The sequence below is a fragment of the Bradyrhizobium nanningense genome, assembly GCF_004114535.1.
In the GTDB taxonomy this organism is placed as follows: Bacteria; Pseudomonadota; Alphaproteobacteria; order Rhizobiales; family Xanthobacteraceae; genus Bradyrhizobium; species Bradyrhizobium nanningense.
The window spans coordinates 1-25,828 of record NZ_LBJC01000029.1 but is presented as its reverse complement, the minus strand read 5'-3'; the positions used below and the strand labels follow the sequence as shown (position 1 = coordinate 25,828).

The 25,828-nt window shown below is 64.4% G+C and carries 23 protein-coding genes and 2 pseudogenes; 15 read left to right on the top strand and 10 right to left on the bottom strand.

The genetic code is table 11. From position 1 onward, the window contains the following. Nucleotides 1-434: 434 nt before the first annotated feature. A complete protein-coding gene (locus XH84_RS39985; RefSeq protein ID WP_206734047.1) occupies nt 435-1,055 on the top strand; it encodes a TetR/AcrR family transcriptional regulator in 621 nt (206 codons plus the stop codon). 27 nt (nt 1,056-1,082) lie between these two features. Here the strand turns inward: XH84_RS39985 and XH84_RS24415 are convergent, their stop codons facing one another. From XH84_RS24415 to XH84_RS24405, 3 genes are all read right to left on the bottom strand, one after another. Beyond that, nucleotides 1,083-2,390 carry a GGDEF domain-containing protein gene (locus XH84_RS24415; RefSeq protein WP_128916052.1) on the bottom strand — a complete coding sequence of 436 codons (1,308 nt, stop codon included), beginning with the start codon at nt 2,388-2,390 and terminating at the stop codon, nt 1,083-1,085. A 232-nt stretch (nt 2,391-2,622) separates the two neighbouring features. Next, nucleotides 2,623-3,927: a nicotinate phosphoribosyltransferase gene (gene pncB / locus XH84_RS24410; RefSeq protein ID WP_128916053.1), complete on the bottom strand. Its 1,305-nt coding sequence runs from the start codon at nt 3,925-3,927 to the stop codon at nt 2,623-2,625. A gap of 78 nt (nt 3,928-4,005) precedes the next feature. Beyond that, nucleotides 4,006-4,926 carry a LysR family transcriptional regulator gene (locus tag XH84_RS24405; protein WP_164935805.1) on the bottom strand — a complete coding sequence of 307 codons (921 nt, stop codon included), beginning with the start codon at nt 4,924-4,926 and terminating at the stop codon, nt 4,006-4,008. A 97-nt stretch (nt 4,927-5,023) separates the two neighbouring features. On the opposite strand from XH84_RS24405, the gene pcaH reads away from it, so the two are divergent. Further along, complete coding sequence (gene pcaH, locus XH84_RS24400) at nt 5,024-5,812, top strand: protocatechuate 3,4-dioxygenase subunit beta (RefSeq protein ID WP_128916055.1); 789 nt, start codon at nt 5,024-5,026, stop codon at nt 5,810-5,812. Between the two features lie 5 nt (nt 5,813-5,817). Beyond that, a complete protein-coding gene (pcaG, locus tag XH84_RS24395) occupies nt 5,818-6,444 on the top strand; it encodes a protocatechuate 3,4-dioxygenase subunit alpha (protein ID WP_128916056.1) in 627 nt (208 codons plus the stop codon). 22 nt (nt 6,445-6,466) lie between these two features. On the opposite strand, the pseudogene XH84_RS24390 reads toward pcaG, so the two are convergent. After that, nucleotides 6,467-7,079: pseudogene (locus XH84_RS24390) on the bottom strand (LabA-like NYN domain-containing protein). A 336-nt stretch (nt 7,080-7,415) separates the two neighbouring features. Continuing rightward, nucleotides 7,416-8,315: a helix-turn-helix domain-containing protein gene (locus tag XH84_RS24385; RefSeq protein ID WP_128916057.1), complete on the bottom strand. Its 900-nt coding sequence runs from the start codon at nt 8,313-8,315 to the stop codon at nt 7,416-7,418. A 50-nt stretch (nt 8,316-8,365) separates the two neighbouring features. Between XH84_RS24385 and pobA the strand changes: the two genes are divergently transcribed. Next, nucleotides 8,366-9,538, top strand: coding sequence for a 4-hydroxybenzoate 3-monooxygenase (pobA, locus tag XH84_RS24380; RefSeq protein WP_128916058.1), 1,173 nt, complete (start codon nt 8,366-8,368; stop codon nt 9,536-9,538). Nucleotides 9,539-9,606: 68 nt separating this feature from the next. Here pobA and XH84_RS24375 read toward each other — a convergent pair whose 3' ends face one another. The 3 genes from XH84_RS24375 to XH84_RS24365 form a co-directional block, all read right to left on the bottom strand. Then, nucleotides 9,607-11,757 carry an adenylate/guanylate cyclase domain-containing protein gene (locus XH84_RS24375; protein ID WP_128916059.1) on the bottom strand — a complete coding sequence of 717 codons (2,151 nt, stop codon included), beginning with the start codon at nt 11,755-11,757 and terminating at the stop codon, nt 9,607-9,609. A gap of 20 nt (nt 11,758-11,777) precedes the next feature. Then, a complete protein-coding gene (locus tag XH84_RS24370) occupies nt 11,778-12,446 on the bottom strand; it encodes a hypothetical protein (RefSeq protein ID WP_164935806.1) in 669 nt (222 codons plus the stop codon). A gap of 182 nt (nt 12,447-12,628) precedes the next feature. Further along, nucleotides 12,629-13,747 (bottom strand): HD domain-containing phosphohydrolase, encoded by a 1,119-nt coding sequence (locus XH84_RS24365; RefSeq protein WP_128916061.1) that lies wholly within the window; start codon nt 13,745-13,747, stop codon nt 12,629-12,631. 249 nt (nt 13,748-13,996) lie between these two features. On the opposite strand from XH84_RS24365, the gene XH84_RS24360 reads away from it, so the two are divergent. The 11 genes and pseudogenes from XH84_RS24360 to XH84_RS24310 all read left to right on the top strand — a co-directional run bounded on the left by XH84_RS24360 (nt 13,997) and on the right by XH84_RS24310 (nt 23,990). Further along, nucleotides 13,997-14,320, top strand: coding sequence for an STAS domain-containing protein (locus XH84_RS24360; protein WP_128916062.1), 324 nt, complete (start codon nt 13,997-13,999; stop codon nt 14,318-14,320). Continuing rightward, nucleotides 14,320-14,448, top strand: a pseudogene (locus XH84_RS40965) (response regulator); the annotation flags it as partial. The gene XH84_RS24360 and the pseudogene XH84_RS40965, both read left to right, overlap by 1 nt. 31 nt (nt 14,449-14,479) lie before the next feature. Further along, nucleotides 14,480-16,096, top strand: coding sequence for a methyl-accepting chemotaxis protein (locus tag XH84_RS24350; RefSeq protein ID WP_164935807.1), 1,617 nt, complete (start codon nt 14,480-14,482; stop codon nt 16,094-16,096). Between the two features lie 63 nt (nt 16,097-16,159). Further along, nucleotides 16,160-16,642: a chemotaxis protein CheW gene (locus XH84_RS24345; RefSeq protein ID WP_128916063.1), complete on the top strand. Its 483-nt coding sequence runs from the start codon at nt 16,160-16,162 to the stop codon at nt 16,640-16,642. Nucleotides 16,643-16,703: 61 nt separating this feature from the next. Further along, nucleotides 16,704-18,509 carry a methyl-accepting chemotaxis protein gene (locus tag XH84_RS24340; RefSeq protein ID WP_128916064.1) on the top strand — a complete coding sequence of 602 codons (1,806 nt, stop codon included), beginning with the start codon at nt 16,704-16,706 and terminating at the stop codon, nt 18,507-18,509. A 137-nt stretch (nt 18,510-18,646) separates the two neighbouring features. Next, on the top strand, nt 18,647-19,501 hold the full coding sequence (locus XH84_RS24335; protein ID WP_128916065.1) for a CheR family methyltransferase: 855 nt from the start codon (nt 18,647-18,649) through the stop codon (nt 19,499-19,501). 18 nt (nt 19,502-19,519) lie between these two features. After that, nucleotides 19,520-20,611 (top strand): protein-glutamate methylesterase/protein-glutamine glutaminase, encoded by a 1,092-nt coding sequence (locus tag XH84_RS24330; protein WP_128916066.1) that lies wholly within the window; start codon nt 19,520-19,522, stop codon nt 20,609-20,611. 5 nt (nt 20,612-20,616) lie between these two features. Beyond that, the gene (locus XH84_RS24325) at nt 20,617-22,344 is read left to right on the top strand and encodes a chemotaxis protein (protein ID WP_128916079.1); all 1,728 of its coding nucleotides are present in this window, start codon (nt 20,617-20,619) and stop codon (nt 22,342-22,344) included. Between the two features lie 150 nt (nt 22,345-22,494). Continuing rightward, nucleotides 22,495-22,941: a hypothetical protein gene (locus XH84_RS24320; protein WP_128916067.1), complete on the top strand. Its 447-nt coding sequence runs from the start codon at nt 22,495-22,497 to the stop codon at nt 22,939-22,941. Nucleotides 22,942-23,105: 164 nt separating this feature from the next. Further along, nucleotides 23,106-23,387, top strand: coding sequence for a hypothetical protein (locus XH84_RS24315; protein WP_128916068.1), 282 nt, complete (start codon nt 23,106-23,108; stop codon nt 23,385-23,387). A gap of 156 nt (nt 23,388-23,543) precedes the next feature. Continuing rightward, complete coding sequence (locus XH84_RS24310; protein ID WP_128916069.1) at nt 23,544-23,990, top strand: CHRD domain-containing protein; 447 nt, start codon at nt 23,544-23,546, stop codon at nt 23,988-23,990. Nucleotides 23,991-24,036: 46 nt separating this feature from the next. Here the strand turns inward: XH84_RS24310 and XH84_RS24305 are convergent, their stop codons facing one another. Together XH84_RS24305 and XH84_RS24300 are read right to left on the bottom strand one after the other, a co-directional pair. After that, nucleotides 24,037-24,402 carry a VanZ family protein gene (locus XH84_RS24305; protein ID WP_128916070.1) on the bottom strand — a complete coding sequence of 122 codons (366 nt, stop codon included), beginning with the start codon at nt 24,400-24,402 and terminating at the stop codon, nt 24,037-24,039. A gap of 365 nt (nt 24,403-24,767) precedes the next feature. Next, a complete protein-coding gene (locus XH84_RS24300) occupies nt 24,768-25,763 on the bottom strand; it encodes an EAL domain-containing protein (RefSeq protein ID WP_245471840.1) in 996 nt (331 codons plus the stop codon). Nucleotides 25,764-25,828 lie beyond the last annotated feature (65 nt).

The following is a 25,828-nucleotide window of genomic DNA, read 5'->3' as shown; positions in this document are numbered from 1 at the left end:
GAACCGCCTCATGGAGGCCAGCGGGATCAACCGCGATTGTCCGGACATGGTGAGTCCTTCCTTGCAAGCAGTTTGGGAATTCGGGCCAAACTGGGGAGGGGCCCGCCACACTCGTCTCAGGTCAGATGGGAGAGGTGGCGAAAGGGCGAGAAGCGGCCAAGAATGCTAAACTTGCGCCCTTCGAGACGTGCACGATCGCGGCTGGCCCGCCACATCCGGAAGGCCGCCCGACGTTCCGCAAGCACGCCGGCGACATCACAGGCGTTGGCGATGCGATTGATCGGCCTCATCGCGAACCCAAGAACGGTCCGGCCAAAGCCGGTCACGAGAGCGGCGGCGTCATCGACGAAGGTGGCGGCGATATCAACAGCGAGGGTTTGCATTTTGCAGGTCTCCGTTCTAGTTTGAACAATGTTCACGTGAGTAGCTCGAAAATGAACAATGTTCAAGAAGAATCGCTGCGAGATCGAAAAAAGAATCGGCGGCGGCTCCAGATCCTGGAGATCGCCCGCGGCATTATCGCGACTAAAGGATTGAAATCATTGAAGGTTCGTGACGTTGCGGAGGCCGCCGGCTGTTCCGTTGGCAGCGTCTATAACGAGTTCGGCGACTTCGATGGCGTGATCCTCACCGTCAATCGGGAGACCGTTCGGGCCCTTACGGCCCGGCTTCGCGGGGTGCCGGGCCAAGACCCAGTGCGCCAGCTCTACGGACTTGCCGAGACCTATCTCGAATTCTTCGCCGAGCACGCCAATCTGCTGCGCTCGCTGTTCGAGCATCGGATGGAGGACGACCGTCCTTATCCCGACGACATCCTGCAGATGGTGATGGATGCTTTCGCCCTCATGCACCCACCGCTGGTACGGCTGCTACCTGATGCGGACGACGTGAAGATCGCGCTGTTGTCGCGCACCCTGTTTTCCGCCGTGCACGGGATCATCTCGCTGGGTCTCGAGGAGCGCATGGTGGCCGTGCCGCCCCAGATGCTGCGCCAGCAGGTCGACCAGTTTATCGACGTGCATCTCGCCGGTCTCGGAATTCTGCCTTTGCGGTGAACGAGGCCAGCAAACGAGGCTTGGGCCTCAGGCCCGTGCAGCTTCGCGCGGCCGTGCTGCAACGAGGACGACGTCCGGCCTTCCGCCGTCGACCTGGACTCGGTTGCGTCCCTTTTCCTTGGCCCGATAGCAGGCGGCGTCCGCGCGTCGCATCGCGTCCTCGAGCGTGGTGGTGCTGTCGGCAATGCAGGCGACACCGATGCTCGCGGTCACCGCAAAGCAGCGACCGTCCCAGGCGAAGGTGAACAGCTCCAGCGCTCGCCGCAGTCGTTCGGCGATATCGACCGCATCGTAAGGCGAGCACTGCGGCAGGATCAGGCCGAATTCGTCGCCGCCCAGGCGCGCCACCAGATCGTGCGGGCGCCGGTCCTGTTGCAGGAGGCGCGAGACCTGGCAGAGCAGGCGATCGCCCGCAAGGTGTCCGCAGCTGTCGTTGACGTTCTTGAACTGGTCGAGGTCGAGCAGGATCAGGCTGAGCGAATCCGCCGCGGCAATGTCGAGCTCGCCTTGCAGGCGCGCCTCGAAGGCGCGGCGATTGGACAAGCCGGTCAGCCAGTCGTGCGAAGCCTGGAAGGCCAGACGCTCCTTCTCTTCATGCAGAGCATGTTCGAACGCCTGTCGTTGCAGCACCAATCGCCTGGTGTGCCAGATCAGGAGCAGGATCAGCGTCACGGCGGTGACGATGTTGATGCCGGTCAGCGTCAGCTTGATGGCGCGGGAGCCTTCGCCGAGGACGGTCGAGAACCGGTTGGCGTGCACCGTGAACTGGGCGTTGAGCTCGGAGAGCCGTGACGACAGGAGCTGCAGGCGGTTTGCATCCTGAACAGGACCGTTCTCCCACTCGGACCGGATGACCTCGCCGAAGACGCTCAGCTCCAGCAGCATGGGGTCGGTAGCGGCCCACTCGCGGATCGCTTCCTGCAGGAAGCTGACGCGGTTGAAATAGCGAAACAGCCAGATCAATCCCGGAACGTCATCGGGATGATTGCCGCCTTGCAGGAAACCGATGCGGGCCGCCTCGACGTCGACCGGATCGCGCTCGAGTGCCCAGCGCGCGAACTCGTCGCCGATGGGAACGGCGAGCGAGGCCTGGTACTGCGTGAACTGGCCGGCATCGCCGGAATGCAGATAGAGGTTGAGGAAATAGACGGCGTTCTTTTGCGAACGCGACCACAACGCTTCGCCCGCGACATAGGCGCGAACCGAAGACATCACCTCGAGACTGAATCCCGCGACCGCCGCCTGAAGCACGACGACCATCACGAAAGGCGAGACGAGCTTGATGACGTGAAGGAAGCTGCGTCCCTTCCTCGACGTCGCTGTTCTGCGAAACACGCTACCGTTCCCCAAATCGCGCAATGCCCCCAGCGGAGCGCTGCGCCTGCAACTTGAACTAGATGCGATGGTTGCTTAACTCGACCTGAAATGGGTGGAGGACTACATTGCAGGGTGAAAGCGTCGCGAACTGAATGCCTGCAGATTGCTTCAAATGCCGGGCAATCGGGCGAACTAACCCATTACATTCGTCGTGCGCGCTTTGCTCGACGAAGGGAGTTGGGGTCCGCGACTAGACCAGCACCGGCTTGCGCACGCGGCCGGCGTCGCCGAACACGCGCAAGTAACGCTCGATCTCCGAGGGCATGCCGGTCGCCTTCTCCGGATTGTCGGAGAGCTTGACGGCGGGACGGCCGTCGACCGACGACACCTTGCAGACCAGCGAAATCGGATCGAGATTGAACGATCCGTCCGGCGTGCAGCCGACGAAATCATTGGTGAGGTTGGTGCCCCAGCCAAAGGAGAGCCGCACCCGGCCGGCGAAGTGATGATAGGTCTCCTCGATCGAGCCGACGTCCATTGCGTCGGAAAAGACCAGCAGCTTGTCTTTGGGATTACGACCCTTCTTCTCCCACCAGGCGACGATCTCCTCGCCGGCCTGGATCGGCGGCGCGCTGTCGGGCCGGAAGCCGGTCCAGTCGGCGACCCATTCCGGTGCATCGCGCAGGAAGGCCTTGGTGCCGAAGGCGTCGGGCAATGCGATCAGGAGGTTGCCGCCATAGGTCTGGCGCCACTGGTCGAGAATGCGATAGGGCGCCCAGCGCAATTCCTCATCGTCCTTGGCGAGCGCGGCCGCGACCATCGGCAGCTCGTGTGCATTGGTGCCGATGGCCTCGAGATCATTGTCCATGGCCAGCAGCACGTTGGACGTGCCGATGAAGGACGAGCCCAGGCCTTCCTTCACCGCCTCCACGCACCAGCGCTGCCAGAGGAAGCCGTGACGGCGGCGGGTGCCGAAGTCGGACAGGCGCAGATTCTCGAGCTTGCGAAGACGCTCCACCTTGGTCCAAAGCTTGGCCTTGGCGCGGGCATAGAGCACGTCGAGCTCGAAGCGGCCGCGGCCCTTGATCGCCGCACGGGAGCGCAGTTCGTTGAGGATTGCGAGCGCCGGAATCTCCCACATCGTGGTGTGCGACCACGGCCCGTGGAAATGCAGCTCGTACTGGCCCTCGACCTTGCGCAGCTCGTATTCGGGAAGGCGGAATTCAGCCAGCCAGCGGATGAAGTCCGCCGAGAACATGTGGGTCTTGCCGTAGAAGGTGTTACCGGCGAGCCAGATCAGCTCCTTCTTGGTGAAGCGGATGGTGCGGGCATGGTCGAGCTGGGCGCGCAGCTCGCCCTCGTCGATGATCTCGGCGAGCCGCACATGGCGCGAGCGGTTGATGACCGAGAAGGTCACCTGCTGATCCGGGTAGTCTTCCCGAATCATTTGCAACATCAATAGCTTGTAGAAGTCGGTATCGAGCAGGCTGCGGATGATGGGATCCAGCCGCCAGCTGTGATTGTAGGTCCGGCTCGCAATGTCGGTCACTGTCATGGGGGAATTCTAGCGTGGCGGCCCGCGCGCAACCAGTGGGTTTGGCGAGGGCTGGTCTTCCGAAAGACGGTATCGCTATCATGCCTTGGCGGCCGTCGCTGCGACCGTCTCGAGCTGGCTCCTGATCCAGCGGTGGGCCGGGTCCTTCTGATAGCGCTGGTGCCAGACCATGAACATCGGTAGCTCGGCCAGCGTCCGCGTGCGGGACGCCAGCGGAATCCGCGTTTGCGCGAAATCGCGCATGATCCCGGACGCCAGCAGGCTCGGCATGCTCGCCAGCATTTGCGTGCCGCGCAGGAAGGACGGCACGCCGGAAAAGCTCGGCACCGAGATGGCGATGTCGCGGTGAAGACCGTTGGCCGCCAGCCGCCGGTCGAAGTCGAGCCGCTCGTTGTCGGTATAGACGACGGTGATGTGACGCGCCGCGAGATAGGCCCCGCGGCCGGTCGGAGCCGTGCGCATCCTGGGATCGAAGTAACAGACGTAATGATCGCTCAAGAGGCGCTTCTGCACGATATCGATACCGGACGGTGGCAACGGCGTGATCAGGACGTCGCAGCGGTTTTCCCGCAGCATCGCAGGCGAGGGGGACTGCGAAGGGATCACGCGCAGGTTCAGACCCTTCACTTGTGCCGCGACATGAGCGAAGAACCGCGGCAGCAGCAGATCGCGCTGGAAGTCATTGGCGGCGATCGTCAGCGAAAGCTGCGCGCGCGCCGGCTCGAACGTGACGCCCCCGGCAAAGCTCCGCATCTCGTCGATCAGTGCCCGTGCCTTTGCGGCGAGGGCCTGCGCATGCGCGGTGGCGACGATGCCGCGGCCGGATTTCGCGAATAGCGGATCGCCTGCGATCCGCCGCAGCTTGTTCAGCCCGTGACTGACCGCCGATTGCGTCAGGCCGAGCCGGGTTGCCGCCGCGGTGACCGAGCCCTCCTCCAGCACGGCGAGGAACAGTTCGAGCGCGTGGCCGTCGAGCGCCAAATGATCGATTTCTTTCATGCAATATATTATAATCGATCTATTTATCCGGGGAATAGACCGGACCATGATCTCCCGATAAGCCGCGTCCGGACCGGGCGCCCCAGGGAGAGACACGATGAATGCCCAGGCGCCAGCCTTGCGGGATCCCCGCCTCAACCGTCCCGAGCCCCTGACGCCGCCGCTCGGAGACGGCGGCTTTTTCCAGCGCGACCGCTCCATCCATCCGCCGGCGCATGCGCCCGGCTACAAATCCTCGGTGCTGCGCTCGCCGCGGCAGGCGCTACTGTCGCTGGAGAATTCGATCTCCGAGATCACGGGGCCGGTGTTCGGCCACAACGATCTCGGCCCGCTCGACAACGATTTGATCCGCAACTACGCCAAGGACGGCGATCCGATCGGCGAGCGCATCGTCGTCCACGGCCGCGTGGTCGACGAGACCGGCCGCGGCGTGCCGAACACGCTGGTCGAGTTCTGGCAGGCCAATGCCGGCGGCCGCTACCGGCACAAGAAGGACACGTATCTGGCCCCGATCGACCCGAATTTCGGCGGCTGCGGCCGCGCGCTGACGGACGACACCGGCTACTACTATTTCCGTACCGTAAAGCCGGGGCCCTATCCCTGGCGCAACTACGTCAACAGCTGGCGTCCCGCCCACATCCATTTCTCCGTGTTCGGTTCCGGCTTCGCGCAGCGGCTGATCACGCAGATGTATTTCGAGGGCGATCCCCTGATCCCGATCTGTCCGATCCTGACGACCATACCGGACAAGGATGCGCTCGACCGCTTGGTGGCGCCGCTCGACCTCAACGCCTCGACGCCGTTCGACTCGCTCGCCTACCGCTTCGACATCGTGCTGCGCGGCCAGCGCTCCACCTATTTTGAAAATCGAACCGCGGGGAACTGAAATCCATGGCGCAGCCGCTCAACTATCTCAAGGAAACCGCCTCGCAGACCGCGGGTCCCTATGTCCATATCGGACTGATCTCGGCGATGGCCGGCTTCGACATTTTCGAGAAGAACTTCTCGAATGTCCTGACAACGCCGAATACGCAGGGCGAGCGCATCACGCTGGAAGGCAAGGTGCTCGACGGCACCGGGACGCCGCTGCGCGACGTGCTGCTGGAGATCTGGCAGGCCAATGCTAGCGGCCGCTACAACCATCCGGCCGATCGTTCGGCCGGCGCGCCGAGTGAGGAGTTTCGCGGCTGGGGCCGCGCCGGCTCCGATTTCGAGAGCGGTCTCGTGACGTTCGAGACCATCAAGCCGGGCGCGATCATCGACAGAGCGGGCCGCAAATGCGCGCCGCATGTCAATGTCTGGATCGTCGCGCGCGGCATCAATATCGGCCTCAACACGCGGCTCTATTTCTCGGATGAAGAGGCCGCCAACGCTGCCGACCCCGTGCTCAACCTGATCGAACAGCCGTCCCGGCGCTCGACCCTGATCGCCAAGCGCGGTGAGCGTGCCGGCAAGGTCGTGTATTCCTTCACGATCAATCTGCAGGGGCCGGAGGAGACGGTGTTCTTCGACGTGTGACGATCAGCGGCGTCCCGCAGGGTCACTCTACCCGGTCGTCGCGCTTGATCGTTCCGCGCGCGAGGAATTGCGGTGGCTGCCGCACCTCGCGCGATGCCGGCCGGTCGACCGGATCGCGGCCGACCTTTGGTCTCAGTTCGACCAGATCAATGAAGACATCCGCCTGCCGGCGCAGGTCGTCGGCGACCATGGGGGGCTGAGTGGCGAGCGTGGAGACGACCGTCACGCGGACGCCGCGGCGTCGCAGGGCCTCCACCAGCGAACGAAAATCTCCATCGCCCGAGAACAACACGATCTGGTCGACATGTTCGGCAAGCTCCATCGCGCTCACCGGCAAGGTCGACATCCATGCTGCCCTTCACCTTGCGGCGGCCCGTAGTGGCGTCGACGAACTCCTTGGTGGGTTTGGTGACGACGGTGTACCCGTTATAGTCGAGCCAATCGATCAACGGGCGGATCGACGAAAACTCCTGATCCTCGATGACGGTCGTGAAGTAGAAGGCGCGCAACAGCGTGCCCCGGCTTTGAAATTCGTCGAGCAGGCGCCTGTAATCGATGTCGAAGCCGAGCGCCTTGGAGGTGGCATGGAAATTGGAACCGTCGATAAAGAGTGCGATCTTCTCGATCGAAGACATTCTGCACAAATCCCCCGTTCCGAATGAAAGCAGCCGGTCCGGCGTCAGGGCACGCTGTGTGGGCCGGAAAGCACTGACAGCGTCGGCGGCCCTGTTGAAAAAGCGACGCAGACGACCGGACAGGAGGGCCGTCTTGCGCCGAGGTTAGGGAGGTTCGATGCCACCAGCGCCAGGGCGCCGAATGCAGCCACGCTAAGGCGCGTGCAACCCTTCCTCAATTGTACAAAGGGTAGCTTCCCCTATACGAAGGTAAGTGGCCGCACCGACAACCAGCGGAATTACAGTTCGCGGCCGGCCTCCGACCATAAGCGCCGCCCGGATCGTTCGTCCGATGTGTCAGCTCTCGTCGCCATGGAGCTGCGCGCGGAAGGCGCGCGGTGACACGCCCGTGGCTGCGGCATAGACGCGGCTGAAATAGGCGGGATCCTCGAAGCCGAGCGTGTAGGCGATCGTCGAGACCGGCAGATTGGTGTAGACGAGGTTGCGGCGGGCCTCGCGGATCAGCCGGTTGAGGATGAGGTGCGAGGCGGTATCACCGGTCGCCGCCCGTGTGATCCGGTTGAGGTGGGTCGGGGTGACGGCCAGCGCCTCGGCATAATCCGCCACGCTCCAGCGCTCCAGATGGTGCTGCTCCAGCAGCGCCTCGAAGCGGCGAAACAGGCTGGATTCGATTGTGCCGTTGCCGCCGCTCTCGCTGGTGAGCGCGCGGGCCACCAGCCCGATCATGGCGGCCGACAACGCGCGCAGCACATGCGCGCGGCCGAAATCGCGCGCGGCATGTTCGGCGAAGATCTGCTTCATGATGGCGCGGATCTGCGGCGTGCTGCGGACCACGGCCGAGCGCGATAGCGCGCCGCGCAGGCCCTCGGCTGCGAGCAGCGCCTCATCCAGGATCTCCGCGGCGATCGTCAGCACCCATCCTTGGGTATCGGGCACGAAGCGGAAGCCGTGGACGTGACCGACCGGCACGTTGACGATCTGCATCGGCCTCAACGTCACCACGCGTCCATCCAGCGTCGCTTCGCCGCCGCCGCGCTCGATCAGCAGCACCTGGTGCAGCCGGGCATGCCGGTGCACGGCCAGGGTCCAGTCGTGCAGCACCGAGCGGGACGCGATGGTCTCGCAATGCACGACGTCGGGCAAGTCGCCGGACTCGCCGAACAGATTGTAGATCCGGATCGCGGGGGCTGTGGCTCTCATGTTCGAATAGTACAAGACAATGGCGAAACCCTCCATCGGTCCGCGGCATTAAATCTGCAAAAAAGTGCCGACGGGAGGACGCAAAAATGAAAGTTCAGGTCTGTATCATCGGCGGCGGGCCGTCCGGGCTGCTGTTGTCCCAGCTCCTGCACCTCAAGGGCATCGACACGATCGTGCTGGAGAAATACAGCCGCGACCATGTGCTCGCCCGCATCCGCGCAGGCGTGCTCGAGCATGGCTTCGCCAAGCTGATGCGCGAGGCGCAGTGCGGCGAGCGGATGGACCGCGAGGGCGAGATTCACACCGGCTTCGAGATCGCCCATGACGGCGTGCTGTCCAAGATCGATCTGCACAAGCATTCCGGCGGCAATTCGGTGCTGGTCTACGGCCAGACCGAGCTGACGCGCGACCTCTATGAGGCACGTAACCGCCTCGGCGGCAAGGTCGTGCACAACGCCGAAGACGTGACGCCGCATGATCTGACGTCGGACCGGCCCTACGTGACCTATCGATCGAACGGCGAGACCGTCCGTGTCGATTGCGACTATATCGTCGGCGCCGACGGCTTTCACGGCGTCAGCCGCAAATCGATCCCGAAGGACGTGCTACGCGAATATGAGAAGGTCTATCCGTTCGGCTGGCTGGGCGTGCTGTCGCGCACGAAACCCGTGTCGCCCGAGCTGATCTATGTGAAGCACGAGCGCGGCTTTGCGCTCTGTTCGCTGCGCTCGCAGGTGCTCAGCCGCTACTACATCCAGGTGCCCTTGACCGACAAGGTGGAGGATTGGTCGGACGATGCGTTCTGGGCCGAGCTAAAGCGCCGTCTGCCGAATCAGGTCGCCGGCAACCTGATCACGGGGCCGTCGATCGAGAAGAGCATCGCGCCGCTGCGCAGCTTCGTTGCCGAGCCGATGAGCTATGGCCGGCTGTTCCTTGCCGGTGACGCCGCTCACATCGTGCCGCCGACGGGCGCGCGCGGGCTGAACAGCGCTGCGTCCGACATCTACTATCTCTACCACGCCCTGCTCGCGCATTTTCAGAGCGGCGATGATTCCGGCCTTGAAGGCTATTCCGCCAAGGCGCTGGCGCGGATCTGGAAGGCGCAGCGCTTTTCCTGGTGGATGACGATGCTGCTGCATCGTTTCCCCGACCGGCTCGACTACGAGGACCGGCTGCAGCAGACCGAGCTCGACTATCTGCTCTCGTCGGAGACCGCGCAGCGCCTGCTCGCGGAGAATTATGTGGGACTGCCGTTTTAGGGTGATGTTGTCGGCGAGCCACGCTCTCCCACAAGGGGAGAGGGTGAGAAGCGGCAGACTTCCTGCCGTCACTTCCCTTCCAGCGTATTGACCGGGGTCCAATCCGGCGGCGGTGGATTCGCGGTGAATGCTAGCGCGCGCTTGGCGAACAGCGCTGATGCCGAATCGGTCTTTGCCATCTGCCCGAACGCATCCGCCGCCTTCGCAAACTCCCGCGCGCGCCAGCTGGCGAGCCCTTCCGCATACGTCGTCGCCACCTTCGTCTGTTCGGCGCTCTCTGCGCCTGTCTCCGCCAGTGGCTCGAACACCTTGATCGCCTCGCCGCGGCCCAGTACGCGGATCGCGTCGAGCTCGCGCCAGGCAAACGTATCGCCGGTCTGCGCCATCGTCGTTTCGGAGGCCATGATCGCGGTGCCGTAATATTTGTTGGCGCCCTCGAGCCGCGAGGCGACGTTCACGGTGTCACTCATCACGGTGTAATTGAAGCGGCGGCGCGAGCCGATGTTGCCGACGACGGCTTCACCGCTGTTGAGGCCGATGCGGTGCGACAGGCCATGGCCGGCAAAGGCGGGGTGATTGGCGTTGAGCTCGGCCAGCTTTTCGTGGCACCTCAGCGCGGCGCGAACCGCGTTCGTTGCATGTGCGGGATCGTCGGCCGGCGCGCCGAACATGGCGACGATGGAATCGCCGATATATTTGTCGACGTAACCGCCGTGGCCTTCGATGATGTCGGTCATGGCGGAAAGATATTCGTTCATCAGCGTCACCAGCTCGCCCGGTGTCATGGTCTCGGCAATCGACGAGAAACCGCTGAGATCGGAGAAGAACATGGTGACGTTGCGCATCTCACCGCCCAGCGCCGGCATCTTGCCGGAAGCGACCATGGTGTCGATCACTTCGGGCGCGAGATAGAGCGCAAAGCTCTTGCGCAGGAAGCGCTCGTCGCGATCGGCCAGCACGAAGCGATAGCCGATCATCGATGCGAGTGCCGCAAGGCTCGCGAGCGCAGGCTCCGCCAGCGGCAGCGCCTTCGCATGAACGAAGGCGCCGACGGCCATTGCGGTGTAGACGGCAGTGAGGACGAGCCAGGCGGCCAGCGCGCCGGTCGGCGCGAATATGGAGGCCGCGCAGGCGATGATTGCGGCGACCACAATCGTGAGAATGGTCCGCATCGGAAAGCCGAGCTCGGTCGTGGCGTCGTGCTCGATCAGGTTTCGTACGGCCGTGGCGTGCACGAAGACACCCGCGACGTCGCTGCGCGCTTTTTGCGGCGAGCTTGCCGGCGCGGGCAGGGCGCATCGGGCGGCCGGCGTTCCATCATAGCCGCCGGACAGGCGCATCGAGGTGAGCTTGCGGTCCTCGAAATTCAGGACCGTGCCAACCAGCACGACCTTGCCGCCGAAAGCGCGGCGGAAGAAATCGCGGTCACCCTTTTCGGCGCAGGCGTGCAGATCGACGAAGGAAAAGGTCGGGATGTCGCGTCCCCGCCCTCGGAAGTTGAGCGTCATTGTATTCGGCACCGCGCTCGGGATCGCGCGGCCGGACAATTCGGTCGCGTCGGAAGGCGCAATCTCGGGCTTTGCGCCGGTCGCGCGCGCCGCGAGCTCGGCCGCCATCGCGGGGACCGGCCGGCCCTCGATGGCGAAGCTCAACGGCATTCGCCGGATGACGTCGTCGTGGTCGGTGTGGACATTGAGCGCCCGGACGGTGTTGCGCACGGCCACTTGCTGGGCGCGATAGGGCACTTCCGGATGGTCGTTGCTCAGGATTTCGCCGAGCACGAGCTTGCCGCTGTCCGAGAGTCGCCTGAGCGCAATCAGATAGTCACGGTCAAATCCTCTCACACGGCTGCCAAACGACGTGTCGCCAAAGGGAATCTCCGACTGCTCGATCGAGTTCTTGAAGATGACGTCGAAGCCGATCACCTTGGCGCCGCCTTCGCTGATGCTGTCGAGCACCCGGCCGATCTCGCGTGTCCAGGTTTGCGTCGGCGATCCCTGGAACGGCGCCGTCTCGTAGGTTTCACTGTCGATCGCCACGACGACGACCGGCGATGTCGCGGGATCGCGGCGGTCGCCAATCAGCTTGCCGCGCAGTGCCGTGAGGATGTCGAGCGAGAGGCCTTGCAGGACTTGAAGCGGCGGAGACGTGAAAATTGCGCCCGTCACGAGCGCAATCACGATCGCTGCAACGATGTCCCGTCCCCCGATCCGCCGCATCGCCCCGTCGCTAGGTCCGCTTATTCGAGCCGCAGCAGGCGACCGATGATCGGGGTCGGCGCGGCGGTGGCGCTGGCGTCGACCTGGAAGGTGTAACGCTTGGTGCCGAGGCTTGCGAGATAGCTGCCGCCCGGCGTCAGCGACTTTCCGGCCTTGGCAAAATCATAGAACTTGCCACGGGTCATGACGTCGCTCTTGAGCGCTACGCTGATCGTGGGCTCCTTGCCGTCGGTGCGCTCGATCACCAGCGTGCTGCCGCTCTTGGCCTGGACGATCGGCGCGACGCCGTAGAGCGTCGGCAGTCTGGACGGAGCGGCCTTGGTGTCGGGCCGCATGGTCCGGAACGTGGTGGCGGCACTCTGATTCGCTTCGCGGTCGGAGAGCTGCGCTGCCTTGGTGTCACAGGGCACCTTGGCGCGCTGCACCTCGCCAAGCTGCACGGTGCTTTGCTCGGCGCCGACCAGCACGACGCCTTCGCTGATCGTCTCGCGCAGGCAGGATTTGAGATAGCTGAGCGTGATGCTGGCCTTCGGTCCGAGCTTGATGATCTTGCCCGCCGCGACGTAGTCCATGAATTCGACGCCGTCGACCTTGCCTTGCACGTCCTCGACGATGGCGGCAGGGGTCTCCGCCAAGGCGGGGGCCGCAACACAGAACGCGCCGACAGCGGCGCCGAGCAGGCTTTTCATGGGAATTCTCATCCAGTTTGACCGACGTATGACCAGTCCCCGTCCTGGTCCGATGCTTAGCAGCAGGGCATCCAGGCAAGTGTGAGCAGAATCACTCTTTGTTATTGGTGCCACTCTAGCAGGAACAGGTTCAACCCGGCGACCGGAGAAAACGGAGCCGCGGCAAGCTCTTGGGCGAATTCTCAGGCGGCCGGGACGGGCTCGACCGGACGGCTCTCCGCTGCACTCTCGGAAACGAGCGCGGCGTCCGTCTTCTGAAACGGCGTGGCCTGCTGCCCCGCAGCGATCTCCACGACCTCCTTCCAGCGCGACAGGAATGCCTCGACGCAGGCCGGGTCGAATTGCCGCCCCTGATGCTCGATCAGGTAATTGCGCGCCGCCTCGATCGGCATCGGCTCCTTGTAGGGGCGCCGCGTCGTCAGGGCGTCGAACACGTCGGCGACCGCGACGACGCGTGCGGCAACCGGGATCTCGTCTGACTTGAGACCGTTCGGATAGCCCGCGCCGTCCCAGCGCTCATGATGACCTGCGGCAATTTGCGCACCGAGCTGGATCAGCTCGCAGCCGGAATCCGCCAGGATCCGCTCGCCGATCGTCGCATGGGTGCGGATCACCGCTATCTCCTCGGCGGTCAGCTTGCCCGGCTTGAGCAGGATATTGTCGGGAATGGCGACCTTGCCGACGTCGTGCAGCGGCGCGGCCAGATAGATGTCGCGGCAGAGCCGGGCCGGCAGGCCGAGCTGCTCGGCGATGATGCGGCTGTACCGGGCGACCCGCAGCGTGTGCTCTCCGGTGTCGTTGTCGCGATATTCGACCGCGAGCGCGAGGCGCAGGATGATCTCCTCCTCGCGCTCGCCGAGCTTCCGCGTCGCGGCTGCGACTTCACTGGCCAGATGCGCGGCGCGATCGTTGAGCTTGCGCACGGCTGCACCAAGCTGAATCAAATTCCGCAGACGCACCGTCATCTCGACGCTTTGCGGCTGCTTGGGCAGGAAATCGGTTGCACCGGCCTGCAGCGCTTCCATCTTGACGTCGTCGGTCTGTCGCGAGGTGATCATCGCGATCGGGATGTCGGCACAGCCGGGCAGGGTACGGAAGACCCGGATGAAGCTGATGCCGTCCATATGCGGCATCTCGTAGTCGACCAGCACGAGGTCGAAAACGCGCTCGCGCGCACAGGTCAGCGCTTCGACGGGATCGAGGAAGGTGGTGGCTTCGACCAGACCTTCGGCCTCGATGTGACGTTTCAGGAAGTTGAGGATGGAGCGGCTGTCGTCAACCAGAAGCGCTTGGGTCAGCATCGGCGGCCGGGCTCTCTTCGCTGGCAAAGGCACGGACCCCACCCATAACCCGAGCGAATTTAACGCGAAGCAAATGCGCTGCGGGACCGTGCGCCCCGGATGCGATTTCAGCAGGCTGTGCACGCCTGCATGCACCTGCGCGAATTCCGGTGGAATGTGACCCGTAGTTGTACGGACCGCCGCGTTAGTAGTTTGCTCATTTTATTCACGTCAAACGTGTAGCGGGATTCTAGCAGAGGCGGGGCATTGATGGCGCTCGATCCGACGGAGCCGAAATGGTCGTTGCGGTTACCCGCCGATTGCAGCATCGCTGCTGTTCGCAGCGTTTATGATCTCATTCGCGAGGCCTTCGGGCGCGAGCAGCGTCTCGAGATCGACTGCTCGAGCGTCGACAAGGCCGACGTGACGTCGATCCAGCTTCTGCTGTCGACCGCCAAGACGGGCGAGGCCCAAGGCCGCCCGGTGGTGCTGACCTCCTTCTCACAGTCTCTGCGTAACACCCTTCGTCGCGCCGGCTTCGCCAGCGAGGCGATGCTCGATCAGCATTTCCCGCAAAAGAAAGATGGCACCTGATGGCCACGATTCTCACGGTCGACGACTCCCCCAGCATCCGGCAAATGATCAAGGTCGTGCTCGAGCCGGCCGGTCACAGCGTGATCGAGGCGGGCGACGGCGCGCAAGGGCTCGCCAAGGCGCAAGCCGGCATCCGCACTCGCGGGCGGCGTGGCCTACATGAAGCTCGGCGACATGATGGCGACCGCCGACAGCATGGTTCTGCGCGCAACGCGGATGGAAAAGGCGACGCAGATCGAAAAGGACATCCTGCTCCAGCTGCGTGCCGAGAAGAACTCGATTCTCGGTACCGAGGCCCAGGTCGAACAATTTGCCGCCGACGCGGCCAGGCTTCGCGACGACGCGACGAAGACCAAGGATGAGGTCTACGCGCTGGCGAGCGAAGCGGGCAGGAAGCTGCTCGACGGCTTTGCCGCCGCGTACGCGAAGATGAATACCTACCAGGAAGAGACGATCCGGGTGGCGAAGACGGACAAGCCGAAAGCCACCGAGCGCTCGATGGGTGACGGCCGCAAGGTGGTCGCGGATGCCATGGAATCCATGGGTGCCTATGTCGTCAACACCAAGAAGCAGATGGCTGAGCAGGCCGTTCAATCCAAGGCGGAAGGACACCAGGCTCAGCTCCTGCTGATAACGCTGATCGGCGTCTCGCTGGCGGTTGCGATCGGGGCTGCGCTCTGGATCTCCATCTCGATCAGCCGTTCGCTCGGCCGTGCGGTCGGACTTGCCGGCGCGGTCGCCCAGGGCGATCTCAGCCAGACCATTCCCTCCGCCAGCAACGACGAGATCGGCGATCTCGTCAGGTCGTTGAACGCCATGGTCGAGAAGCTCCGGCAGATCGTCGCCGAGGCAATCACCGCGGCGAGCAACGTCTCCGCCGGAAGCCAGGAGCTGTCCGCGAGCGCCGAGCAGCTCTCACAGGGCGCGACCGAGCAGGCCTCTTCGGCCGAGGAAGCCTCCTCCTCGATGGAGGAGATGGCTTCGAACGTGAAACAGAACGCCGACAACGCCAATCAGACCGAGAAGATTGCGGCGCGATCTGCTCAGGATGCCGAGGCCAGCGGCGTCGCAGTGGGCCGCGCCGTCCAGGCAATGCAGACGATCGCCGAGAAAATCACGATCGTGCAGGAGATCGCGCGCCAGACCGACCTGCTGGCGCTCAACGCGGCGGTCGAAGCCGCGCGCGCCGGCGAGCATGGCAAGGGCTTTGCCGTCGTGGCTTCTGAAGTGCGCAAGCTCGCCGAACGCAGCCAGGCCGCAGCCGCCGACATCGGCACGCTGTCGACGGAAACGGTGAAGGTCGCGCAGGAGGCCGGGGACATGCTGTCCAAGCTCGTGCCCGACATCAAGAAGACCGCCGAGCTGGTCCAGGAGATCACCGCGGCATGCCGCGAGCAGGACGTCGGCTCGGCCCAGATCAACCAGGCGATCCAGCAGCTCGACAAGGTCGGCCAGCAGAACGCCAGCGCGTCCGAGCAGGTGTCATCGACCTCGGAGGAGCTTGCCTCGCAGGCCGAGCAGCTGCAGTCGACCATCTCGTTCTTCCGGATCGACGACGCTGTCCGCAACAAGGAGAAAACGGCGGCCGAACCGATCGACCGCGCCGTCGGTCAGCTCCGGGCCAAGGCTGCGCATATGGCGGCCGTCGACCGCGGCGCGAAGAAGCCGGCGCCTGTTCGCAAGCCGGCGCGTGCGATGAAGGCCGCCGGTGGCGGTGGCTTCGCCTTCGACATGCACGACGGCGAAGACGACCGCGACGCCGAGTTCCAACGCTGATCAACCGGTCCGGCCTCGCGCCGGACCGCGCTCTTCCAAACCTTCGGAACCCCGGACTGCATCATGGCCGCAACCTCGCAATACCTGACGCTCGGGCTCGCCGGCGAGACCTTCGGCATCAGCATCCGCAACGTCCGCGAAATCCTGGACATGCGGCCGATCTCGCGGCTCCCGCACGCGCCGAACTTCCTGCTGGGCATGATCGACGTGCGCGGCAGCGGCTATCCGATCGTCGATCTCCGCACCAAGCTTGGCCTGCCGACCGTGGCCGACACGGAAGCGACCCGCATCATCATCCTCGACGTGCCGATGAAGGATCGTCTGGTCGGCGTCGGCTTCGTCGCCGACTGCGTGTTCGAGGTTACCGATATCGACGAGCAGGCGATCGAGCCGGTGCCCGAAGTCGGCGGGAAATGGCAGTCGGATTATGCCGCCGGCATCGGCCGCAAGGGCGAGAAGTTCGTCGTGATCTTCGATCTCGCCAAGCTGATGGCGCATGACGAGATTCCGGAAGATCGCGGCGCCGACGCGCCCCGCGCCGCCTGAGTTTGCAACAGTAAAGCGTGGTCAAGCGTACGCTCCCCATTCGAACCAAATGAGATTTGATATGAGATTCACAGTCAAAGCCAAGCTTGCGAGCGCGTTCGGCGTCGTCATCCTGCTCTCCATGGTCGCCGGCGCCGTCGCTTATCTCAAACTGAGCGACATGGTAGGCACCGCCGAACACCTCTCCGCACGGGCCGGCCGGTTGGCGAAGGTGGCGGAGCTTCAGGAAAGTGTCCTGCTCCAGGTTCGCGCCGAGAAGAACGCCATTCTCGCCTCCGATGCCGACCAGGACAAGTTCATCAGCCAGATCGCTCAATTGCGGGAACGCGCGATGAGGATCAAGGATGAGGCCTATCAGGGAGCAAGTGAAACCGGCAAGAAAATGATCGATGCGTTTTCTGCCGCTTACGCCAGTTGGAGCGTGGTGCAGGATCAAACGCTCAAGCTGATCAAGCAGGACAAGGCGAAAGCCGCCGAGCGCTCGATGACTGACGGCGTGAAGGCCTCGACGCCGGCACTCGAAGCGGCAAGCGCGTATATTAACTTTGTCAAAAAGCAGATGACCGAAGAGAGCGAGGCCGCCAGGATCGAGGGAAGCCGGGCGGAAATCGTGCTGATGAGCCTCGTGCTGGCTTCGCTGCTCATTGCAGTCGCTGCCGCCACCTGGATCGCGCTGAACATCAGTCGCGCCCTGTCGCGCGCCGTCGACCTTGCGGATGCCGTCGCCATCGGGAACCTCAGCCGGAAGATCGACGTCGTCAGCAACGACGAGCTTGGCGATCTGATCAAGTCGCTCAATACGATGACCGCGAATTTGAATCAGACTGCCGCCCTCGCTAACGAGATCGCACAGGGCAATCTGACCGTGGAAGCCAAGCCGCTGTCGGACAAGGATACGCTGGGCCTGGCGCTCGAGCGCATGGTCATGAAGCTCCGCCAGATCGTCTCGGAAGCCTTGACCGCGGCGCAGAACGTCTCGGCCGGCAGCCAGGAACTCTCCGCCAGCGCCGAGCAACTCTCGCAAGGCGCGACCGAGCAGGCTTCGTCAGCCGAGGAAGCCTCCTCCTCGATGGAGGAGATGGCCTCGAACGTGAAGCAGAATGCCGACAACGCCAACCAGACCGAGAAGATCGCGGCGCAGTCGGCGAAGGATGCGGAAGCCTCCGGCGCAGCCGTCGGTCGGGCGGTCGACGCGATGCAGACCATCGCCGAGAAGATCACGATCGTGCAGGAGATCGCGCGCCAGACCGATCTGCTGGCGCTCAACGCGGCCGTCGAAGCCGCCCGGGCCGGCGAGCATGGCAAGGGCTTTGCGGTGGTCGCCTCCGAGGTGCGCAAGCTCGCCGAGCGCAGCCAGGCCGCCGCGGCGGAGATCGGATCGCTGTCGTCAGAGACCGTGAAGGTCGCGCAGGAAGCCGGCGCCATGCTTGCCAAGCTCGTTCCTGATATTAAGAAGACGGCGGAGCTGGTCGAGGAGATCACGGCGGCGTGCCGCGAGCAGGACGTCGGATCGGCCCAGATCAACCAGGCGATCCAGCAGCTCGACAAGGTCGGCCAGCAGAATGCCAGCGCCTCCGAGCAGGTGTCCTCGACCTCGGAGGAGCTCGCCTCGCAGGCCGAGCAGCTCCAGTCCACGATCGCCTATTTCCGCATCGAGCAGGGCGCCAAGAGCCAGGCGTCGGCGCCGATCGACCGGGCGGTGAGCCAGTTGCGCGCCAAGGCGGCCACCATGGCGGCTGTCGAGCGTCCGGCGAAAAAGGTCGTGCCGGCCAAGCCGGCGCGCGCCCTGAAGGCGGCCGGCGGCGGTGGCTTCGCTTTCGACATGAACGACGACGAGGACGACCGGGACGCCGACTTCCAGCGCTAATGCGTCGCGGCGGATCGGCGCGCCGTCGCGTGCGCGCCGATCCTCCCCAGTTCTTCCAGTAGAAGCGTAGGATTGCAGATGGCCAGGATGGCCCGACATTCAGCAAAGGTGGCCATTCCGGACCGGGGCAGGCGGCCATGATGCCCGCCATGCAGGATACGGCCGTCCATCTGTCGGACCGGCACTTCCGGACCATCGCCGAACTCATCGAGGGCCAGGTCGGCATCAAGCTGCCGCAGGGCAAGCGGCTGATGCTGGAGGGGCGGCTGCACAAGCGCGTGCGCGCACTGAACTTCTCCGACCTTAACGAATATGTCGAGAACCTGTTCGAGCCGGATCATTTCGACGCCGAGCTCACGCATCTCATCGACGTGGTGACGACCAACAAGACCGACTTCTTCCGCGAGCCGCAGCACTTCACCTTCTTGCGCGATGTCGCGATCCCCGCTTTGCTCAAATCCCATGGACGCAAGAACGCGAACCTGAAGATCTGGAGTTCGGCAAGCTCCACCGGCATGGAAGCCTATACGACCGCGATGGTGCTGGACGACATGACGCGGAACGGCTCGCGCTTTCAATACCGCGTCCTCGGGACCGACATCTCGACCGCCGTGCTGCGCCTCGCCAAAACCGCCATCTACACAAGGGACGTGCTCGCCCCGGTGCCGGAGCACTTCGTGAAGCGATATTTCCTGTCGTCGCGGGACAAGTCGCGCGGCGAAGTGAGGGTGGTGCCGGAATTGCGGCGCGTGACTCATTTCATGAGGATGAATCTCATGGACGCGTCCTATCCCGTCGATCGCGACGTCGACATCGTCTTCTGCCGCAACGTCCTGATCTATTTCGAGCGCGAAACGCAGCGCAAGGTGATCGAGCGGTTGTGCAGCCATTTGCGGCCGGGAGGCTATCTCCTGGTCGGCCATTCCGAATCGATGATTCACAGCGCCGTGCCGGGTCTGAAGCAGGTCCAGCCCACCATCTTCCAGGTTTGATCGGAGCGCCGACAAAAAATGCCGAAGGAGAAAGTTCGCGTACTGATCGTGGACGATTCGGCGTCGGTGCGCCAAATCCTGCAAACGATCCTCAACGATGATCCCGACATCGAGGTGATGGCAACAGCCTCGGATCCGTTCGTGGCGGCGCGCCGTCTCCAGGACGAGATTCCCGACGTCATCATCCTCGACCTCGAGATGCCGCGCATGGACGGCATGACGTTCCTGCGCAAGATCATGGCGCAGCGCCCGATCCCGGTGATCATCTGCTCCTCGCTGACCGAGGAGGGCTCGAACTTGATGTTCGAGGCGTTCGAGGCCGGTGCGGTCGACATCGTGCCGAAGCCGAAGATCGACACGCGGCAGGCGCTGCTCGAATGCTCGACGCGGCTGCGCGAGGCCGTGAAGTCGGCTGCGCGCGCGCGGGTGCGCCCACGCTCGGAACGCCGGGCCATCGAGAAGAAGCTGACCGCTGACGCCATTATCCCGCCGCCGGTGCAGGGCAGGGTGCGGCCGACGACGGAGCGCATCGTGTGCATCGGTGCGTCGACGGGGGGGACTGAAGCGCTCAACGACGTTCTGGAGATGCTGCCGCCGCACTCCCCGCCGATCGTCATCGTCCAGCACATGCCGGCTGGCTTCACCGCCGCCTTCGCCAAACGGCTCGACGGTGTTTGCCAGATCAGGGTCAAGGAGGCCGAGGATGGTGAGCCGGTGCTGCCGGGCTGCGCCTATATCGCGCCCGGCGCCCGGCACATGCTGCTCCAGCGCATCGGCCTGCGCTACCAGATCGCGATCAAGGACGGTCCGCCGGTGTCGCGGCATCGCCCCTCGGTCGATGTGTTGTTCCGCTCCGCGGCCCAGCATGCCGGCGCCAACGCGCTCGGCGTCATCATGACCGGCATGGGCGATGACGGCGCGCGCGGAATGCTGGAGATGCGCAAGCTCGGCGCCGCGACGCGGGCGCAGGACGAAGAGAGCTGCGTGGTGTTCGGCATGCCCAAGGAAGCCATCGTCCATGGCGGCGTCGAGAAAGTCGTTCCGCTGCATCAGATCCCGCGCGAGATCATGCTGTGGTATCAGGCCGGCCACACCGCGGTGGCGGGCTGATGGCCATGTCCCTCGTTCCGGCCAACACGCTCGCCGAGGCGACCGCGGCGATCGAGGACGTCTCCTCGCGCATCGAGGACGTCTTCGCGCGCGTCGGTCATGACCTCGGGCGCGGTCACCTCATCTTCCAGGAGCTGAACCAGGGTCTCGCGACGCTGTCGGGAGAACTCTCCGGCGCCGAGATCGAAGGCGCAGCAACGGCGCTGCAGGAGATCGCCGCACGGCTGAGCGGGCTGGCGCAGGCGCTGCCGGCGGAGAGCGCCCTGCTGGAGACGATCGGCAAGAGCACGACAGAGGCATCTTCGCTGCTCAAGCCGCTGTTCAAGCACATCCAGATGATCACCATCATCGCGCGTAGCGCGCGGATCGAGGCGGCCTCGCTCGACGGCGACCGCGAGGGCTTTCTCGCCTTCACGCAGGAAGCCTATGATCTCGGCAAGGCCGTGCAGCACTCGATCGAAGGCTGCGCACGGGACCAGCAGCGCCTGTCCGAAGCGGTCGCCACCGCCTCCGGCCGGCAGAAGGAGTTCGAGAGCCGCTACCGGGCCCAACTGATGTCGGAGAGCGCCGAACTCGGCGCGGCCTATTCCGGCTTGCGCGAGCAGCGCAGCAAGAGCAGCCATCTGGCCGAGCGCGCAAGTTCCAGCACCAGGAAGATCGCCGAAGCGGTCGGCAGCGCGATCGTCTCGCTGCAGGCAGGCGACAGCACGCGTCAGCGTCTCGAACATGTGTCCCACGGTCTCGGTCTCGCGTCGGTCACCGCGCCGAGCCTCGTTCCCGAGCCTGTTACGAGCGATCATGGCGTGCGTGCGATTTGCCAATTGCAGGCGGCCCAGCTGAGGGATGCGGAGCGCGAGTTCGGCGGCGACATCGGCCAGATCGTCGGCGCGCTGACCGCCATCCTGCGCGATGCGGGCAGCGTCGCCGGTCACGGCCGTACGCTGTTTGGCGGCGAGGAGGACGGCTCGTCGTCGTTCCTGACACGCATCAAGCAGACGCTGGCACATGCATCGAACCTGGTCGCCACCTGCGAAAGTGCGGGCCGCTCGGTCGACGAGGCGCTCGCGATCGTCGAGGACACGCTGGCAAAATTTCGTCAGGCGATCGCCGGCCTTGCCGAGGCGACCGTCGACATCACGCTGATCGGAATGAATGCCGGCCTCAAGGCGAGTCATCTCGGCAGCCGCGGCAGCGCCTTCGTCGTCATCGCCAACGAGCTCAAGGCGACCGCCGACCAGGTCTCGGCGGGGGCCGGGCGCCTGCGGCCCGTGCTCGACGGTATCGAGCGCTCGGCCAACGAGCTGAAGGAGCTGCGTGTGCAGGGTGATCCGACGCAGCTTGCCAAGCTCGAGCCGCAGATCCTTCTGGCGCTGCGGGAGGTCGAGGCCGGCAATGAACGGCTCGGCAAGCTGATGAGCCGGCTCGTGAACGAAGGCGCGGAATTCGAGCGGTTGATGAATTCGGCGCAAGGCCTGATGACCACGCTCGGCGAAAGCTCGGCGGCCTTGCCTGCGGTCGCCACGCGGCTCGAGACTGCGAGCGCGGCTGCGCAGCGGCTACAGCCGGAGCTGCAGGATCAGGCGATCCTCGACGATCTCTTCGCGCGCTACACGATGGAGCGCGAGCGGGACGTTCATCGCGAGTTCCTGCAAGCGCTCGGACTTAAGTCGACCACTGCCACGCGCCGGGTCGAGTCGGTCGAGGCCGCGGACGACGGCATCGAATTGTTCTGACGCCGCAGCCGGCATCGCCTCGTGCGGCGGGGGCAATTTGACCAGTTGATTTTGCAGGGCGTTAACCGTGGCGGAATGCTCGCCGCGTCGGTCATTGCCGCGCCCGAGAGTTGGTTGCAAATACCGGTGAATCTTACGGTGGATGCTTCCATGATGAGAGACGGCAAATACGCGGCCTGGTTCAGGACCCCGCGCGCCCAGGGCACGGGCATCGTGCATCTGGCGGAAGGACGCATCTCCGGCAGCGACAGCTTCTTCACCTATGGCGGCTCCTATCGGTTCCAAGACGACCAGCGCTTCACGGCCGTTCTGACCACGCGGCGCCATGCCGATGGTCCGCCGACCGTGTTCGGTCTGGATGAGGTCGAGGTCAGCCTCGCGGGCGTGTGCAGCGGTGCGATGGCGACCTGCTCCGGAACGGCCAGGGAAGCACCCGACGTGAGGTTCGAGGTGACGCTGATCTACAGCCAGGAAGACGTGCCAGCCGCGGAGGTTCGAGGCGCCGTCGTGAAGCTCAATGACAAATTGCCCAAGGGCCTCGACAGCCGGTCGCGGCCGCGCCAGTTCCCTGTACCTCCGAGACCTCCCGTATCTTGAAGCATGATCCGGAAAAGTGCGCGGCGGTTTTCCGAAGAGATCATGCTCGAACAATTAGTCTTGCGTTGACGCTGTCGCATGAAACGGGCTGCGACCGCGGCACGGCAAATGTGCATTCAGGCGCGGAAGGCTAGGATGCGGCCGCTGTAAAGGACGGACGGAACATGCCTCAGATTTGGATGACCTACGACGAGCTGGCGACGCTCAGCGGCTGCACGCCGGCAGAGGCCAGGATGTGGGCTCTCCATTTGTCGCTCGACCGCCGCAAGAGTCGCGACGGAGCAACGCGCGTCAAGCTTGACCTGGCGCTGACCGCCAAGTTCTTCGCATCGATCCGCGAAGCGGATTTCGATCTCGACGGTGCCATTGAGGCGCTCCAGACCACGCACAGGCAAATGGCCGAACTCCTGGCACCGACCGGGTTCCGCGAGCGCGGGGCAGCTTAAGCGCCTCGCGTCACGCCCTCGGGCTGCTCGCTCCAGGCGCCGCCTGCGGGATCTCCGATAGCTTTTCGCGAATCAGGCATAGACTCGCCTTCCAGAATTTCGAGACGGGGTCGGGGTTTCAACCACAGCGGGTCCGAGAGCCCGCAGGAGAATGCCATGAGGAAAGCCAAGTATCGGATCGGCATGACTTTGTTGGGAACGGCGATGCTCGGTGGGCTGCTGATCGTCACAGCCGCGCCGTCACGTGCGGAGGTCGTCAAGCTGCAGGCCGACCTCAAGGGCGGCAATGAAGTCCCTCCGAACAACTCCTCCGGCTCAGGCAAGGCCGAGGCCGCATTCGATACCCAGACCAAAGTCCTGACCTATACGGTCACCTATGCCGATCTGACGGGTCCGGCGATGGGGGCTCATTTTCACGGCCCGAGTGAAGCGGGCAAGAACGCCGGCATCGCTTTGCCGTTCAAGACGGTGCAAAGCCCGATCCAGGGCAGCGCCGCGCTGACGGACTCTCAGGCGGCCGATCTGTTGGCCGGGAAATGGTACGCGAACATCCATACGGCCGCCAACCCGGGCGGCGAACTGCGCGGGCAGATGATGAAGTAGGGATGATGTCCCGGCGGCGCTGAAGAGGTTGTCGGCGCCGTGATCTTCAGGCTGGCGGCCGGGGCAGGAAGGCCAGGATCGTCTGCGCGAGGACGACGCCGATGGTCCCGCCCGCCGCCTTCTGCAGCACGTCGAGGAAGCCCGGATCACGATCGGGGGTCAGCGCTTGCAGGACTTCCAGCCCCATCGCAACAGCCACGACGAGCGAGCAGGCCAAAGCGAGCCGGCCGGGCAACAGGAAGGACAGCAGGAAGCCCAACAGGCCATAGGCGCTGAAGCGCTCGATGACGACGATCCAATAGGCCTCGCTATGCCCCATCAGCGCGGGCCGTCCCGCCAGCCTTGCCAAGGTGGCATAGGCGATGAGGGCGAGGCAGATTCCTGCGGCTGCGATGAGATGGTTTCGACGCATGGCCTACCATAGCCGCTCGGATGCCATCCCGCTTTGAAAGACGAGAACATCGTTAAAGCGCGGCGTCGCTCTTCCGGGCTGCGGACGGCTCAAGATCTGGCCGCGATCCGGATCCCCGTAGGTCCCAAGGCGATCGCATATGATGTGCAGGATGCAGCGGCATCGACACTGGGGCTCCCTCCCCCGCTTGCGGGGGAGGGTTGGGGAGAGGGTGTCTCCGCGCTGGGATTGTTGAGAATTGGCTGAGGACGTCCCGGCGCGGCGAGAGCCCTCACCCGCCGCGCTCTGCGAGCGCGTCGGCCTCTCCCGCAGGCGGGAGAGGCCGAGCAAGCCTGCAGACAGTCCCTGTGTAATCCATATGCCGGTCAGGCCACCAGGACATCGCCGGCCGGCGCCGCGGATGCGGAATGGCGGTGCGACTCGACGAGCTCGCTGAATTTGGCGAATGGCAGCGGAGCGGCGACGAGATAGCCCTGTCCTTCTTCGACGCCGGACGCGATCAGCGCACGCCGCTGCTCCTCCGTCTCGATTCCTTCCGCAACGACCGTCATCCGAAAATCCTTGGCGAGCGCGACCAGCATCTCGACGATCGTCGTGGTCGATGCATCCACGGTGATGGTGTCGACGAAGAACTTATCGATCTTGATCGTGTTGGCGCCGAGGCCCTTCAGCCGCGACAGCCCGCTATGGCCAACGCCGACGTCGTCGATGGCGACGCGGAAGCCATGGTCACGCAGCTCGGCCACAATGGTCGCGGCGCGATCGAGATCGTCGAGCTCGTCGCGCTCGGTCACCTCGACCACGATCTGGCGTGCGGAGATCCTGGCCGCCAGGACCGTGCGGCGCAGCGTTTCAACGAAGCCGGCGCTCAGCAGGTGCTTGGGCACGACATTCACGGACATCTTGAAGCTCTTGTCCGCCCTCAAGACGACCTCCAGATCGGAGAGCGCCGATCGCAGGATTTGCCATGTCATCGCCTCGATGCGCCCGCTGGATTCGGCCAGCGGAATGAAGTTCATGGGTGGCACCACGACGCCGTCCCGGCGAACCCAGCGCGCCAGAACCTCGCAGCCCGTGATCTGGCCCGTCCTGAGGTCGAAGATCGGCTGGTAATATGGCGTGAACTCGCCGGCCGCGAGCGCGCGATCGAGATCGGCGACCGGCCCTTCCATCCGGCGGCTGCGCGCCAGTAGGATGCCGAAGAGTGCACCCAGTCCAAGGGCCACCGCGAGCGCCGGCCAATAGGCCTCGCTGTTCCAGCTCGAGAGGACTGCCTGCTCGAGCCGGACCGTGGCGTGAAGCGGCAAGCGCGTGGAAGACCTGTCGAAGCTGATCTGGACCTCCCCTAAATCGGTGGACACCTATAGCTTAGGCAGCGAGAGGTGTCAGATGGCAAAACGGCAACGTCGGTCCTATTCGGACGAGT

Excerpts from the sequence above, each read along its gene's own strand:
- XH84_RS24310 (WP_128916069.1), top strand. The coding sequence starts at position 23,544 with ATGAGGAAAGCCAAGTATCGGATCGGCATGACTTTGTTGGGAACGGCG.
- XH84_RS24365 (WP_128916061.1), bottom strand. The coding sequence starts at position 13,747 with ATGCTGACCCAAGCGCTTCTGGTTGACGACAGCCGCTCCATCCTCAAC.
- pcaH (WP_128916055.1), top strand. The coding sequence starts at position 5,024 with ATGAATGCCCAGGCGCCAGCCTTGCGGGATCCCCGCCTCAACCGTCCC.
- pobA (WP_128916058.1), top strand. The coding sequence starts at position 8,366 with ATGAAAGTTCAGGTCTGTATCATCGGCGGCGGGCCGTCCGGGCTGCTG.
- XH84_RS24350 (WP_164935807.1), top strand. The coding sequence starts at position 14,480 with ATGAAGCTCGGCGACATGATGGCGACCGCCGACAGCATGGTTCTGCGC.
- XH84_RS24330 (WP_128916066.1), top strand. The coding sequence starts at position 19,520 with ATGCCGAAGGAGAAAGTTCGCGTACTGATCGTGGACGATTCGGCGTCG.
- pncB (WP_128916053.1), bottom strand. The coding sequence starts at position 3,927 with ATGACAGTGACCGACATTGCGAGCCGGACCTACAATCACAGCTGGCGG.
- XH84_RS24335 (WP_128916065.1), top strand. The coding sequence starts at position 18,647 with ATGATGCCCGCCATGCAGGATACGGCCGTCCATCTGTCGGACCGGCAC.
- pcaG (WP_128916056.1), top strand. The coding sequence starts at position 5,818 with ATGGCGCAGCCGCTCAACTATCTCAAGGAAACCGCCTCGCAGACCGCG.
- XH84_RS24405 (WP_164935805.1), bottom strand. The coding sequence starts at position 4,926 with ATGAAAGAAATCGATCATTTGGCGCTCGACGGCCACGCGCTCGAACTG.
- XH84_RS24360 (WP_128916062.1), top strand. The coding sequence starts at position 13,997 with ATGGCGCTCGATCCGACGGAGCCGAAATGGTCGTTGCGGTTACCCGCC.
- XH84_RS24305 (WP_128916070.1), bottom strand. The coding sequence starts at position 24,402 with ATGCGTCGAAACCATCTCATCGCAGCCGCAGGAATCTGCCTCGCCCTC.
- XH84_RS24340 (WP_128916064.1), top strand. The coding sequence starts at position 16,704 with ATGAGATTCACAGTCAAAGCCAAGCTTGCGAGCGCGTTCGGCGTCGTC.
- XH84_RS39985 (WP_206734047.1), top strand. The coding sequence starts at position 435 with ATGAACAATGTTCAAGAAGAATCGCTGCGAGATCGAAAAAAGAATCGG.
- XH84_RS24345 (WP_128916063.1), top strand. The coding sequence starts at position 16,160 with ATGGCCGCAACCTCGCAATACCTGACGCTCGGGCTCGCCGGCGAGACC.
- XH84_RS24320 (WP_128916067.1), top strand. The coding sequence starts at position 22,495 with ATGATGAGAGACGGCAAATACGCGGCCTGGTTCAGGACCCCGCGCGCC.
- XH84_RS24370 (WP_164935806.1), bottom strand. The coding sequence starts at position 12,446 with ATGAAAAGCCTGCTCGGCGCCGCTGTCGGCGCGTTCTGTGTTGCGGCC.
- XH84_RS24315 (WP_128916068.1), top strand. The coding sequence starts at position 23,106 with ATGCCTCAGATTTGGATGACCTACGACGAGCTGGCGACGCTCAGCGGC.
- XH84_RS24385 (WP_128916057.1), bottom strand. The coding sequence starts at position 8,315 with ATGGAGGGTTTCGCCATTGTCTTGTACTATTCGAACATGAGAGCCACA.
- XH84_RS24325 (WP_128916079.1), top strand. The coding sequence starts at position 20,617 with ATGTCCCTCGTTCCGGCCAACACGCTCGCCGAGGCGACCGCGGCGATC.
- XH84_RS24375 (WP_128916059.1), bottom strand. The coding sequence starts at position 11,757 with ATGCGGCGGATCGGGGGACGGGACATCGTTGCAGCGATCGTGATTGCG.